Source organism: Paenibacillus sp. NRS-1782, assembly GCF_050467685.1.
Classification (GTDB): domain Bacteria; phylum Bacillota; class Bacilli; order Paenibacillales; family Paenibacillaceae; genus Paenibacillus; species Paenibacillus terrae_A.
Map to the genome: position 1 here is coordinate 1 of NZ_JBITPH010000082.1, position 14,762 is coordinate 14,762.

Below are 14,762 nucleotides of genomic sequence, written 5' to 3' on the forward strand. Positions count from 1 at the left end.
AGACGCACTAGACTTAGGATCTAGCGTCTTTGACGTGGGGGTTCAAGTCCCTCCACGCGCATCTTGTTTTTGCGGACGTGGCTCAGCGGTAGAGCATCGCCTTGCCAAGGCGAGGGTCGCGGGTTCGATTCCCGTCGTCCGCTCCATATTTGCGCCCTTAGCTCAGCTGGATAGAGCGTTTGACTACGAATCAAAAGGCCGGGAGTTCGAATCTCTCAGGGCGCGCCATTTTCTAAAAAATTATATGTCGGGATGTAGCTCAGCTTGGTAGAGCACCTGGTTTGGGACCAGGGGGTCGCATGTTCAAATCGTGTCATCCCGATACTAATTTGCGGGTGTAGTTCAATGGTAGAACTTCAGCCTTCCAAGCTGATAGCGTGGGTTCGATTCCCATCACCCGCTTACTGATTACAGAGAAGCCGAGAGGCTTCTTTTTATTTTGTCCACATGACATGAACTTTCTCTGTGTATAGGTTATTGCGAAAATCTCCTGTCATGCACAGTTGGGGATGACTTGTGCATATTGTACATAGGCGCTTGTTTTTTAACACCCAGTTCCCGCATTCCCCCTTTTACGTATCCCTTTCTCCTGTAGTAAGGCTAATTTTGTGATCAAATCCTTCGATATAGGAATCCTATGACCATTAACGATCTGAATTCATGATGATAACTCCAAGGCTGCTGTATTGAGTTGTACACAATGGCTTCTTTTTTTGTAGATATATCTGAGTCTGGAAGGAAAAATAGCTCGAAAATATTGAAATTATGGCTGAATTGTGTATATCTTTGTGGATAGAAGCCTATTGGGTTTCACTTTGTCAACAAATAATAAACATATGCACATAATGATGCATAATTTTTTGTTTCGGAAATCATGCTGTTTATAACACCTGTGCATAAATTTTCATGATCTCTAGGCTATAAAGTAATTTCATTTATTAAATTTCATTTTTGTGCATAAAAAACCAATATATTCTCAAAAAAAGTATTTTAAAAACATGACTTTTTACTGTAAATTTTGCAGCTTTTCACTCGTTTTTATTGTATGATGTTAAGAAAGTGTCAATTTTCGTGTGTATACGTACCTTTGCAACAAAGCTGTATTTGGTGTGAACAGATCAGATGGGGGGAAAAGCATGACTGAGCTTACGTTAACCGCTAACAAAAACCAATCCAACAATCTGCTACGGCGGGACGTTCGTTTTCTGGGGAATATTCTTGGTGAGGTTTTGGTTCATCAGGGTGGCAACGAACTTTTGGATATCGTGGAAAAGATACGTGAGACAAGTAAATCGTTACGTGCCGGGTATCAGCCGGAGTTGTATGAGAATTTTAAACAAATCGTTAGTGGACTGGATACGGACATTCGTCACCAGGTTATTCGCGCGTTTGCGATTTATTTTCAGTTAGTGAATATTGCCGAGCAAAATCATCGTATCCGCCGCAAACGGGACTATGAGCATTCTGCTGGTGAAGATGTTCAACGTGGTTCCATTGAAAGTTCTGTTCAGGAGCTTAAGCAGGGTGGATTTTCTGCTGAGGACGTTAGCAATCTGCTGGAGGAGCTTTCTCTGGAGCTGGTTATGACTGCACATCCTACAGAAGCCACGAGACGGGTGATTTTGGACATTCACAAGCGCATTTCCGAGGACGTCATGCTGTTGGATAATCCTATGCTCACCTTGAGGGAGCGGGAACTGGTGCGGGAAAATCTGCTGAATGAAGTGATTACGCTATGGCAGACAGACGAGCTACGTGATCGAAAACCAACTGTGTTAGATGAAGTTAGAAACGGGATGTATTTTTTTCATGAGACTTTGTTTCATGTGCTGCCTGACGTATACCAAGAATTGGAACGATGTTTAGGCAAATATTATCCTGAGCAGAAATGGCATATTCCGACCTATTTGAGATTTGGCTCCTGGATCGGTGGGGACCGGGACGGCAACCCGTCTGTTACGGCTGATGTTACTTGGGAAACGTTACGTATGCAGCGTAAGCTGGCTGTGAGAGAATATCAGCACACGCTGAAGGAATTTATGGGTTATCTGAGCTTTAGCACGAGCATTATACGTGTCTCTGATGATTTGCTGGCTTCTATTGAGGAAGACCGGAACCATATTACGCTTAAAAAGATGGAAGTGTGGCATAACGAGAAAGAGCCTTACCGCATCAAGCTGGCCTATATGATAGCCAAGGTGAATAATATCCTGGATGAAAGTAAGCAGGGCACGAAGGAACGTTATAGTTCTGCTGAAGAGCTTATTGCGGATCTGAACGTTATTGATGACAGCTTGCGTCATCATTTTGCGGATTATGTGGCAGATACTTATATTCAGAAGATGATTCGTCAGGTAGAGCTGTTCGGCTTCCATACGGCTACGCTGGATGTACGTCAGCATAGTCAGGAGCATGAAAATGCAATGACTGAAATCCTTTCTAAAATGAATATTGTTGCGGATTATGGCAAGCTGCCTGAGGAAGAGAAGATAGACCTGCTGGAAAAGCTGCTGAACGAGCCTCGTCCGATTACGTCGCCGTATTTGAAATATAGTGACAGCACTCAGGAGTGTCTTGATGTGTATCGTACGATTTATCTGGCTCAGGAGGAATTTGGAAATAAATCCATTACAAGCTACTTGATCAGTATGACTCAGGGAGCAAGCGACTTACTGGAAGTTATGGTGCTGTCTAAAGAAGTGGGTTTGTTCCGTATCGAGAAAGATGGCACAGTCGTATGTACACTGCAATCCGTTCCTTTGTTTGAAACGATAGACGATCTGCATGCTGCCCCTAGTATTATGAAAAGGCTGCTGAACTTGCCTGTATATCGCAAATCTGTAGCAGCAATGGATCAGCTCCAAGAGATCATGCTGGGATATTCAGATAGTAACAAGGACGGCGGTGTGGTTACTGCGAACTGGGAGCTTCGGGTTGCGATGAACAGCATTACGGAAGTGGTTAATGAGTTCGGCGTAAAAGTGAAGTTCTTCCATGGACGCGGAGGAGCACTGGGACGCGGAGGAATGCCGCTTAACCGTAGCATTTTGGCCCAACCTCCACATACAATCGGAGGCGGCATCAAGATTACGGAGCAGGGTGAGGTACTCTCATCCAGATACTCGCTCAAGGGTATCGCTTATCGAAGCTTGGAGCAGGCAACGTCAGCTCTGATTACCGCAGTGGCGTATAACCGTTCCGGTAAGAAGGAAGTGTTCGAGGAGAGCTGGGAGGAGATCATTGCCCGTATTTCCGAGGTATCGCTGGAGAAGTATCAGGATTTGATTTTCCGCGATCCGGATTTCTTCAATTTCTTCAAGGAATCAACGCCATTGCCTGAGGTGGGCGAACTGAACATCGGCTCTCGCCCATCCAAACGTAAGAACAGTGATCGTTTTGAGGACTTGCGGGCCATTCCATGGGTTTTTGCATGGACACAAAGCCGTTACTTGCTACCTGCTTGGTACGCGGCTGGAACAGGGCTGCAAAGCTTCTATCAGAACAATGAGGATAACCTCAAGGTGCTGCAAACGATGTTCAAGGAATCAGCTTTCTTCCGCTCCCTTATTGATACACTGCAAATGGCAATTGCGAAGGCGGATTTGCTGATTGCAGAGGAATATGCAGGGATGTCCAATAATGAAGAGGCTCGCCAGCGTATTTTCGGACAAATTTCAGCGGAATTCAAGCTGACATCCGAGCTGATTTTGAAAATAACAGGACAATCGGAAATTCTGGACGATGTGCCGGTAATTCAAGAGTCCATCCGATTGCGTAATCCTTATGTCGATCCGTTAAGCTACTTGCAGGTTCAGTTGCTTAGTGAGCTACGCGAACTACGTGACCAGAACGGGGACGATGCGGAGCTGCTACGTGAGGTGCTGTTAACCATTAACGGAATTGCCGCAGGGCTGAGAAACACGGGCTGATACAGCTTGACGCATGAACACAGGCAATCGGGCGCTTATGGGGCCCGATTGTGCTGTTTGCATGCATATGACGGAGCAGGAGTCCAATTGGTGTCAACGCTACAGTTGATTTTCCGATTAAATTGAACTACGATGAATTATCATAACAATGTAATGAGTAACCCATCAGCAAGTCTGGGGGAGTATAGAGTGGATAATATGGAAAGCCGCTTGGTTAGGCTGGTGCAGAAAGGTGATCAGCGAGCTTTTGCGGAGCTAGTCGAGTTATATAAAGATCGGATTTTTCATCTTTCCTACCGGATGCTTGGGAATCGCCATGAGGCGGAGGATCTGGTGCAGGAAACTTTTTTGCGTGTATATCGTAATTTGGAGAAATATGACCATGGGCAGAAGTTCTCCACATGGATTTACCGGATTGCGACGAATCTGTGCATTGACCGTCTGCGAAGGAGAAAGCCTACATACTCACTGGATGCTGAGATGAATGAGCAGGAAGGTGTCGATGGGTATGCAATGCTCGCTAGCGAAGAGCTTACACCCGAAGGGCGTACGCTGTTGTCCGAGACACAATCCCTGATTCATGATGCCATTGACAGCCTTCCAGACAAATACAGGACGATTATGGTTTTACGTTACTTGCAGGAGCTTTCCTTGCAGGAAATTAGCGATGTGCTTAATCTTCCGGTCACTACCATTAAGACGAGGGTTCACCGGGGCCGGGATTTTCTACGCAAAAAATTGGAGCACAAGCTGTAAATCATGTGTTCGGGATCTTGGAAAGTGCGCGCACAGATGTTTTTTTGTGAAACATATTGCTCGTTGTAGCGTATGTAAAGTGAGCAAAGTTTCTAAGCCGGAGCATGTTATGTAGAGGAACACGGAAGAATATTAGAAAGGATTGGCTCATATGGATTGCAAACAAGCCGTCTCTTTTATGCATGACTATCTGGATGGCGACCTGTCTGAGCAGGACAAACAGGAGTTAGAGCATCACTTGTTCACCTGCCCGGAATGCCGCATGCGTTTTAAAGAGCTGGAGCGGACGGATGCGATGCTTTATGGTACACGGCATCAAGTGCCGTGTGTATCGGATGAGCTGACACTTCGCATTATGAATGCTTTGCCGCCGCATAGGAGAGCACCAATGGTGCCTATGCTGACTTGGGTGAAAAGGCACCCGGCTGTTACGGCCGCTGCTTTCTTTCTTGTTATTATATGCTCAAGTATGGCAAGCTTTTCAACCACAGACCATCAATTGGTAGTCAAGGGAAGCCATCTGGATCAGGTTGTTATTCAAGGAGATACTGTGATAGTACCTGAAGGTAAATCCATTGCTGGAGATTTGACCGTGCAAAATGGTAAGGCTCGGGTATATGGCGATGTGGAAGGGAATGTAACTGTGATCGACGGTTCCTACTATCAAGCGTCCACAGCACATATTGCAGGACAGGTCAAAAGTATTGATCAAACCTTGGATTGGATTTGGTATAAAGTTACTGATTTGTTCGGAGGTACGTCCTCTCCATAAAAGAAGCTTGAACTGGCAAGAATGATATCGAGCGCCTCTTCCGCTGGAAAAGGCGCTTTTTTTGTATATAAAGATGGCGATTTGTACTTTATTTTACTGTTTTTAGTGGTTCTTTTGTCGTGCGGCTTGCAACGCGGGCCTTATCGTTATAACCTAGATAGAGAGAGCATACTGTGTACATATTACACTTACTCACTACAGAAAATTGCGGGGGCATGCGCATGTTGGATTATTTCGCGGACCTGACTTGGAAAGAGTCTATTAAAGATATTATCGACATTCTGATCGTAACCTATATTATGTATCAACTTATTTTACTTGTTCGTGGAACGCGTGCAGTTCAATTGCTAAAAGGAATTCTGTTCCTGGTGCTCATTTGGGCGGTTAGTACGTGGTTTGATTTGTATACGCTCAAGTGGCTGATGAACCAGATGTTTACCTTCGGCGTGGTAGCTATTTTCATTATTTTCCAGCCTGAATTGCGTCGTGCCCTGGAGCAACTGGGGCGAGGCAAGCTGTTTGGGCGTTCGTCTGCGGATGATGAGGAGATAAACAAGTTAATCGGGGAAATGATTAAGGCGCTGAATTATTTATCACGTAGAAAAATAGGGGCTTTGGTCGTATTTGAACGCGAAACGGGGCTAAACGAATACACGGAGTCCGGTATCAAGACACAGGCAGTGGTCAGTTCCGAGTTGCTGATCAATATTTTCATTCCAAATACGCCCCTGCATGATGGTGCGGTCATTATTCAAAATAATCAGATTGCTTCTGCGGCCTGCTACTTACCACTGTCGGAAAATCCATTTATCAGCAAGGAACTGGGAACTCGTCACCGGGCAGCGATTGGGGTGAGTGAGGTAACGGATGCCGTAACTGTGGTGGTATCAGAGGAGACAGGGCAAATTTCTTTGGCTATCAATGGACAGGTCGTGCGCGATATTAAGGAAGAATCCTTAATATCCAAGCTGTATGAGGAGCTGCGGCCGACACCATCTTTGAAGGAAAAACGCGGCTCATTCTGGAATCGGAGGGGAGGCCGTGGAAATTCATGATGGACAAATGGATTAACAACAATACGATTTCTAAAATATTGGCACTCGCGGTTGCCGTCTTGCTGTGGGGATTGGTTCATCTGGACACAGGCACGCCTTCGTCCACGCTGACCGTTTCTTATGATAATAAAGTGATTGATAATGTAGGCATTCAAACCAGTGGTTTGGATGAGTCAAAATATGTATTATCTACAATGGATACTGACCATGTGAAGATGGAGGTTAGAGGACAGCGCTCTGTGCTGACTTCTTTTTTCGCAGATAATTACCAGGCTCAATTGGATTTGAGTGGGTTAGGAGCAGGTACTAAAACCTTGCCGCTCGTAGCGAACCTGCCGAATGGCTTGGAATTGGTGTCTATGACTCCTAATCGTGTTACGGTCACGATTGAGGAAAAGGCAACGAAATCATTTGATGTTTCTATTGTTTCCAAGGGTAAACCGGATACAGGATTGCAGCTTGGAGTGCCTGTGGTTGCTCCTCAAACGGTGAAGGTCACCTTGCCTAAAAGCCAGTTGAGTACAGTGGTTGCGGTGCAGGGGGCTGTGGATACGGAGGGAATCTCGGAGAAATTTGAGCAGAAGCGGGTGAAGCTGAAGGCTTACAACAAAAAGGGACAGGAACTTACAGGAGCGGTTATTGAGCCTTCCACAGTGTCTGTTGAAATCCCGTTAACCCAGCAAACGAAGTCCGTGCCTGTGAAGATTGTCTATTCCGGGGAGCTGCCGAACGGTTTGGCGCTTTCCAAAGTTAATGCAAATGTAAAAGAAGCGGTCGTTTACGCTTCGCAGGATGTTTTGAATAGCCTTAGCTCCTATGTTACGGCTACACTCGATCTGAGCCAATTAACGGAAGCAGGGACCCAAACAGTTCAAGCTAATTTGGCAGCGCCCGTCGGTTCTGATAAAATCGAGCCTGGCTCAATACAAATTCAGGTGACAGTTGCCCCTTCTAATCAGGTGACCGATGCGGAGCGGACATTGTCAGGCATTCCGATTGTTGTGCAAGGGGCAGGAGATGGGACGACTGCGACTATTACAACGCCTGCGGACAAGACGATGGATGTTACCGTGAAGGGGCCGCAGGATATGATCAGTAATTTAACCAACGATGATATTAGTTTGGTCGCAGACGTAAGTGGTCTGGAGGCTGGTCAGCATGAGGTTACTTTAAAGGTAGGCCTGCCCAAATACATTACGCAATCCGGAAACGCCAGCCGGTTAACGGCAACGGTAAACATTGAGAGCCCTTCAACGCCGGCTGTAACGAATCCGGGCAGCGGGAATGAATCAACCCCTTCCGGTAGTGGTAATAAGGGGCAGGAGAGGCCACAGGGGGGCCAGAGCGGCCAAGGCGGCTCCTCTGATGCAAACTCCGGGGACAGTGCAGCTGCGGAGGACAAAACAAATCCTCAAAACGGCGCAGATTCTTCTGCCAATGGAACCCCGGAGAGCAGTCAGCCATAACATGATTTATCTGTAGTAAATATTTAAGGTTCATTAGACAAAAAAGGGAGTCATTATACATGGGGAAATATTTTGGTACAGATGGTGTTCGAGGCATTGCTAATCAGGAACTTACAGCAGAACTGGCATATAGCATTGGCCGCTGCGGCGGATATGTTTTAGCAGGGAATGTAGAAAAACCAACTGTCGTTATTGGTATGGATACACGGGTGTCCGGACTGATGCTTGAATCGGCGCTTGTAGCCGGTTTGCTGTCTATCGGGGCTAATGTGGTTCGTCTGGGTATCGTTTCAACGCCGGGAGTCGCTTATCTTACACGTCAATTAAAAGCGGACGCTGGTGTCATGATCTCGGCTTCCCACAATCCGGTGGAAGACAACGGCATTAAGTTTTTTGGCGGCGACGGGTTTAAATTGACAGATGAAACGGAACTAAGAATTGAAGAGCTGATGGATGCGAAAGAAGATCAATTGCCTCGTCCAATCGGTGGCGGATTAGGTACGGTTGTTGTAGACGAGCATTCTCGCTACGATTATCTGGAGTTTTTAAAAACAACGATTAGCCATTCTTTTGAAGGGCTCAAAATCGTACTGGATTGTGCGAACGGAGCGGCCTATGAGCTGGCGCCGAAGCTTTTTACGGAATTGGGAGCCGAAGTTCACACCATCGGTGCGGAGCCAAACGGGCTGAATATCAACGATCATTGTGGCTCAACCCATCCTGAGAAGCTTAAAGAGGAAGTGCGTCGATTGAAAGCTGACATTGGTCTGGCCTTTGACGGCGATGCAGACCGTCTGATCGCGATTGATGAGAACGGGGAAGAGGTAGACGGCGACTATATCCTTTGTATCTGTGGGGATGCGCTGAACCGCGCTGGAAAGCTCAAAGACAGCACTATTGTATCGACTGTGATGAGTAATATTGGTTTTTACAAAGCAACGGAAAAGCTGGCGCTCAAGACTGCAAAAACTGCGGTTGGTGACCGTTATGTAATGGAAGAAATGCGTCGGGGCGGCTTTAATCTGGGCGGTGAACAGTCTGGTCACGTTATTTTCCTCGATTACAATACGACGGGCGACGGTATGTTGACTGGGATTCAACTGGTGGATACCCTGAAAGCTTCCGGTAAAAAGATGAGTGAGCTGAAATCACTCATGAAGCAGTATCCGCAAGTGCTGGTTAATGTGCGTGTACAGGACAAACGCAATTACGAGGGCAATCCTGCCATTGCAGAAGCGATTGAGCAGGTGGAACAGCAATTGGGCGATAATGGACGCGTATTGGTCCGTGCTTCCGGTACAGAATCGCTTATTCGTGTTATGGCTGAAGGTCCGGATAAGGATGAGCTGGAGCAATTTGTAGGACAGATCGTAGATGTTGTAAAAAAAGAATTGGTTTAAAATCTTGTAAACGTCGGTTGCCTGTTCAAAGTAAACAGGCGACCGCGTTTGCAAATATTATTTTTAATTGAATACTTACCAGAACTTGCAAATATGAATAAAGTGTCATTGCCAAATGATGCTGAGCTGAATATAATATAGGGATGCTGTGACTCAGAAAGAGAAAGTGAGGGTTGTAAGGTAATGTAATACAAGCGCCAGAGCTTGATTTTGCGCGGGGGAACTTGTTGGTGAGGCAGACCATTCAATTTGGATGATGTTGCTCACAGATGGGTTCACGGCAAAGCGAGCTGACGAGGTGAAGGTGTTCGAAACATTCGGCGGGGACCTTCCGGTGAGACATCGACCCGTAAATCGGCAGCGGAAAATAAGCAGGCAACTGTTTACACAACGCACCGATAGATGCTTTTATTTTATAACCTAAATTATAAGATTCATTTCATGAATGTGCGGCCATCATCATTGGCGTGCGCGGTTTGGGAATTTCGTTACATTCGTGAAGAGATGCCTGTAATTTCTATAGTTATCATTGACAACTTCATAGATGAATGAACTTTATTCCGCAATCTACCGCACACGTTAGTCCTGTGATGAGTCGTCCTGTGAAATGATGATCGGGAGGATAACGAATATGTGTGGCATTGTAGGATATATTGGTGATCAGAATACGCAAGAGGTATTGATTGACGGGTTGAAAAAGCTGGAGTACCGCGGTTATGACTCTGCGGGTATTGCTGTGCTTACAGATTCAGGACTGCAAGTAACCAAGGCTAAAGGTCGTCTGGCGAATCTGGAAGCGAAGTTGGATGGTGCGGCGCTTGTAGGCCATGCAGGTATCGGGCATACACGTTGGGCAACACACGGTAAGCCTTCAGACGAAAACTCCCATCCGCATTTGGATGAGAGCCAAAAGTTCTCCGTGGTTCATAACGGGATTGTCGAGAACTATCTGGAGCTGAAAGAACAGCTGATTAGCGAAGGTCATACCTTTATTTCCGAAACGGATACGGAAGTTATTTCCCATCTGGTTGCGCGTGAATATAAAGGAGATATCGTCAAAGCGGTACAAAAAGCAATTACCTTTATGCGCGGTGCCTTTGCACTGGGTGTGCTGACAGAGCACGAGCCTAATAAGCTGGTAGCTGTTCGTCAAGCAAGCCCGCTGGTAATCGGTGTGGGAGAAGGCGAGAACTTTATCGGTTCCGATATTCCCGCTATTCTGAAATATACACGCAATGTATTTATTTTGAACGATGGCGAAATGGCTGCTTTGACCAGTGATGCCGTCGAATTAATGACAATCGAAGGCCAATTTATTTCTCGGGAAATGATTCATGTCGAATGGGATGCTGTAACAGCGGAAAAAGGCGGCTATGAGCATTTCATGTTGAAAGAAATCCACGAACAGCCTAAGGCTTACCGTGACACAATGTTGGGCCGAATCGACAATGAAACTAAAAGAGTTGTTCTTCCTGAGTTGAAGCTTACAGAAGAACAAATTAAAAATATTCGCAATATTCAAATCGTTGCTTGTGGTACAGCCTACAATGCTGGTTTGATTGGTCGTACGGTTATTGAAAGCTTGGCTCGTATTCCGGTGGAAAACGACGTGGCTTCCGAGTATCGTTATCGTTCGCCAATCGTAACACCAGAGACATTGGTAATCGTAGTGAGTCAATCCGGTGAAACTGCCGATACGTTGGCAGCACTGCGTGAAGCACAAGCGAACGGCGCTCATGTACTGGCGATTACAAACGTAGTTGGCAGCTCCATTGCCCGCGATGCAGATGATGTGTTGGTTACACTGGCAGGACCTGAAATTGCCGTAGCTTCGACCAAGGCATATTCTTCGCAGTTGGTTGCGTTTTACCTGTTTGGTCTGTATCTGGCTCAAGTACGTGGCACACAAACGGATGAGCAAGTAGCTCAAGTGTTGGCTGCTATGGAATCACTGCCAGAGCAAGTGGAAGAAATGCTGGGTAAAGCAGATGCGATCAAAGCCTATGCTGAGCAAATCGCCAGCCACAAGCACCTGTTCTTTATTGGTCGCGGTCAGGACTATGCTGTAGTACAGGAAGGCTCCCTGAAGCTCAAGGAAATCTCTTACATTCATTCCGAGGCTTATGCTGCGGGTGAACTGAAGCATGGCACATTGGCATTGATCGAAGACGGTATTCCGGTTATCGCTTTGGTAACACAGGAATCCGTGTTGGAGAAAACCGTGAGCAATATCAAGGAAGTGAAAGCACGTGGCGCAGACGTTCTTGCGATTACGTACGAAGAGCACGCTGTTGAGTTGTTGAAGTCTGTGGATCAGGTATTTGCAATTCCGAAGACACTTCCAATCCTGTCGGCTGCGATTTCGGTTGTATCTCTCCAGTTATTGGCTTACTATGCTTCCCTCGCTTTGGGTCATGATGTGGATAAACCACGTAACCTGGCGAAAAGTGTAACGGTTGAGTAAGGGCAGTATATTGATACAAAGGCTGTCTGGTGATAAAAATGTATGGAACCAGTCAGTATTATAGCTTTACAAACATCAAAAAAGATCCCGATGATATATCGGGATCTTTTTTGCTTAGGGGGGCCATTATATCTACAATAGGCCAGCGAGTTCAATTTATATAGGGTTTTTTTTCAGAATATCAAAAATGTTCTTTGCATTATCTGTATTGTCGATAAGTCCCGCAAACAATTCTTTCCCTGGCCCGTAAGCATAGACTGGCACATCTTCTCCAGTATGACCACCTGTTGTCCAGCCAGCAAATGAACGAGTGTTGAAGATGGCTTCAATGGCATTATCGATTTTAACTTCGTCCTTTGTAGCAGAAGCAGTTTTGACCGATTGAACTTCACTTTCTGTGAGATCTAAGGAGATATATTTCTTAAGTGTATCTTCAACACTTGCACCAGCAACAATTTCTTTGGCCATAAAATCTGGTGTGCGCGTTGCTGCTTTAATGGGTGCTGCATTAAAGTTATATTCTCCATTTGAACCGACCGAAAATCCGCCAGTAGAATGATCTGCAGTTGCAACGACTAATGTATTGCCGTCTTTCTTGGCAAAGTCGATTGCTGCTTTAAATGCTTTTTCAAAATCCGCCATTTCACTCATGGAAGCAACCACGTCGTTGTCATGACCTGCCCAGTCGATTTGGCTTCCCTCAATCATCAGGAAGAAACCATTATCATTTTTATTTAGCCGGCTGATTGCAGCATTAGTCATATCTTCTAAAGAAGGTGTTTCTTTGGCACGATCGATTGCTTTATCTAGTCCACCTTGGGCAAATAGACCGAGAATTTGATCGTTTTTATTGTTCAGCAATCCTTCCCGATCAGTGACATAACCGTAACCGGCTTTCTTGAACTCTTCAGTTAAGTTTCGGTCTTTACGTACAAAATTGCTTAGTCCACCACCAAGCAGGACGTCCACCTTGTGCTTTCCATTAATTTTTTCATCAAAGTAATCATCAGCAATAGCGTTCATGTTTTTACGGCTAACATCATGTGCGCCAAATGCTGCAGGAGTAGCATGAGTGATCTCAGATGTTGCAACTAAGCCGGTAGATTTCCCGTTTTCCTTCGCTTGCTCTAATACCGTTTTGACATCAGTTTTATCGTTATCTACGGCAATGGCAGCATTATATGTTTTAACACCGGCAGACATTGCTGTGGCAGCTGAAGCAGAGTCTGTTATATTTTGAGCCTCGTCTTCCGGATACGTCGTTTGAGCACCTACAAGATACGGATCAAACTCTGTTTTTTCCATGAGAGGGGTTGCCGGGTTATCTTTCATATACCGATAGGCAGAAATATAGGATGGCCCCATGCCATCACCAATTAAAAAAATTACATTTTTAATTTTTTTTGTGTCTGAAGCTGCTTGCGTAGAAGCTCCTCCTGACACAATGCCAGTAAATGTGATTGATGACACCATAACGATAGGTAATATTTTTTTGAAAAAATGGCCTAACATAAAGTACCCCCTATTATTTATTCTTAGATTACCGATGATAATCGGCTAACACATAGATAATAGTAGTATTCGTATATGAAGGGAGAGATAGTTTTATGTAATCAAAATGTAAAGAGGAAGAAAAAGAAAGGAGATCCCTATCGTTTTTTTTGAAAAGTACCACTGGTTGAGTAGGGGATGACGTGTCGAGACAAGCAATTGTCGTTTTATGGATTGTGACTTTAAGGATGCTGCGTTAAATGGCTCTATTCATACGGAATCAGCCTTCGAAAATTATATTTTTAATGGTGATTGAAAATATTTTTTTAGTAAGAACTCAAATAGAATTATATCTAATGATTTCTTCCAAAAAATAGATATGTCCATTTTTTTAATTAAATGGAGATTTTTGTATAACTTTTAGATTTTGATTATAGATAACCGGCCAAAGATTAGGAGTGGAATTTTCAGTCTTTGTCATCCCGCAAAAATGTGAAATATTAAAGAAGCAGCTCTATAAAGGCGCTACTTCTTTAATATTTATTACAAAATCATTCATAAATATTAGAAAAAAAGTATTGCATATAGGTTTACTAGGCATTATGATAACAACAGATTTATATTTTTTTGTTCTCGAAAAAGGTATAAGGTTTAGACCTTAAAGATTTACGGATCGGAGTGTTGATATGTTAATCCCATCTTCTCTGCACTTTGAAAAAGTATCAGCTAAAAAAGTGAGTGATTTTATTAGAGAGCAGTTGGAAGAGGCTATTATTCTAAAAGAGTTGCTTAGCGAGGAGCAGCTACCAACAGAGCGGGAACTCGCAGAGATATTCAATGCCAGCAGAATTACAGTCCGTGAGGCGCTATCCCAATTGGAGTCCAAGGGGCTCATTGAGAAGAGAGTAGGTGCCAAGGGAGGGACCTTTGTTCTTCCCGTGACAGCAAACTCTCATAAACGTAGCCGGGCAGAAATCGCAAAAGATTGGGAGCATATGCTGAAGGTCTTTGAATATCGGATGATTGTGGAGCCTGAGGGTGCTTTTTTAGCGGCTGCGCGGATCACCACAGATGAACTGGACTTGCTTCAGCATTATCTGGATCAGAGTATTGAAGCAGACTGTACCCGAGAATGGTTTCGGGCCTTGGATGTAAAGTTTCACTTAGCCATTGCCAAGGCATCGGGCAACCCATTTTGTGAAGCCGCTGTGAGGCAAATTCGGACCCAAATTAACCCATCGCTAGATCTCATGCCCTATGACGATCAGATTCGGACGGTGAACTACGACGTCCATACGGAAATTCTGAGCGCACTTCGGGCACGAGATGCTGAGAAGTCGCGGGAAGTGATGAGGCACCATATCGGACATTCCGCAGACGCCATTTATGCAAGACTGGTTGCAAAAGGCTAGTACAGCATCAGTCTTTA

Annotated in this window: 9 protein-coding genes and 4 tRNA genes; 12 read left to right on the forward strand and 1 reads right to left on the reverse strand. The window is 45.0% G+C overall.

Annotation, left to right across the window (positions count from 1 at the left end; all coding sequences use genetic code 11):
- Positions 1-71: 71 nt before the first annotated feature.
- From ACIFQM_RS24000 to glmS, 11 genes are all read left to right on the forward strand, one after another.
- A tRNA-Gly gene (locus ACIFQM_RS24000) sits at positions 72-146 on the forward strand.
- A gap of 5 nt (positions 147-151) precedes the next feature.
- Positions 152-228 (forward strand) — tRNA-Arg (locus ACIFQM_RS24005).
- Between the two features lie 20 nt (positions 229-248).
- Positions 249-322, forward strand: a tRNA-Pro gene (locus ACIFQM_RS24010).
- A 9-nt stretch (positions 323-331) separates the two neighbouring features.
- Positions 332-402, forward strand: a tRNA-Gly gene (locus ACIFQM_RS24015).
- A 734-nt stretch (positions 403-1,136) separates the two neighbouring features.
- Positions 1,137-3,929, forward strand: a complete 2,793-nt coding sequence (gene ppc / locus ACIFQM_RS24020; protein ID WP_430066296.1) for a phosphoenolpyruvate carboxylase — start codon at positions 1,137-1,139, stop codon at positions 3,927-3,929.
- A 189-nt stretch (positions 3,930-4,118) separates the two neighbouring features.
- On the forward strand, positions 4,119-4,685 hold the full coding sequence (gene sigW / locus ACIFQM_RS24025; protein WP_014278287.1) for an RNA polymerase sigma factor SigW: 567 nt from the start codon (positions 4,119-4,121) through the stop codon (positions 4,683-4,685).
- A 151-nt stretch (positions 4,686-4,836) separates the two neighbouring features.
- Entirely contained in the window at positions 4,837-5,457 is a 621-nt protein-coding gene (locus ACIFQM_RS24030) for an anti-sigma factor (RefSeq protein ID WP_044644603.1), read from the forward strand.
- A 221-nt stretch (positions 5,458-5,678) separates the two neighbouring features.
- The gene (cdaA, locus tag ACIFQM_RS24035) at positions 5,679-6,512 is read left to right on the forward strand and encodes a diadenylate cyclase CdaA (RefSeq protein WP_430040881.1); all 834 of its coding nucleotides are present in this window, start codon (positions 5,679-5,681) and stop codon (positions 6,510-6,512) included.
- The gene (locus ACIFQM_RS24040; protein WP_430040882.1) at positions 6,509-7,978 is read left to right on the forward strand and encodes a CdaR family protein; all 1,470 of its coding nucleotides are present in this window, start codon (positions 6,509-6,511) and stop codon (positions 7,976-7,978) included. Before cdaA ends, ACIFQM_RS24040 begins: the two co-directional genes overlap by 4 nt.
- A 59-nt stretch (positions 7,979-8,037) precedes the next feature.
- Positions 8,038-9,378, forward strand: a complete 1,341-nt coding sequence (gene glmM, locus ACIFQM_RS24045; RefSeq protein ID WP_430040883.1) for a phosphoglucosamine mutase — start codon at positions 8,038-8,040, stop codon at positions 9,376-9,378.
- A 631-nt stretch (positions 9,379-10,009) separates the two neighbouring features.
- A complete protein-coding gene (gene glmS, locus ACIFQM_RS24050) occupies positions 10,010-11,842 on the forward strand; it encodes a glutamine--fructose-6-phosphate transaminase (isomerizing) (RefSeq protein ID WP_430066298.1) in 1,833 nt (610 codons plus the stop codon).
- A 156-nt stretch (positions 11,843-11,998) separates the two neighbouring features.
- On the opposite strand, the gene ACIFQM_RS24055 is transcribed toward glmS, so the two are convergent.
- Positions 11,999-13,354 (reverse strand): alkaline phosphatase, encoded by a 1,356-nt coding sequence (locus ACIFQM_RS24055; RefSeq protein WP_430040885.1) that lies wholly within the window; start codon positions 13,352-13,354, stop codon positions 11,999-12,001.
- Positions 13,355-14,019: 665 nt separating this feature from the next.
- Between ACIFQM_RS24055 and ACIFQM_RS24060 the strand changes: the two genes are divergently transcribed.
- Positions 14,020-14,745 carry a FadR/GntR family transcriptional regulator gene (locus ACIFQM_RS24060; protein WP_430040886.1) on the forward strand — a complete coding sequence of 242 codons (726 nt, stop codon included), beginning with the start codon at positions 14,020-14,022 and terminating at the stop codon, positions 14,743-14,745.
- Positions 14,746-14,762 lie beyond the last annotated feature (17 nt).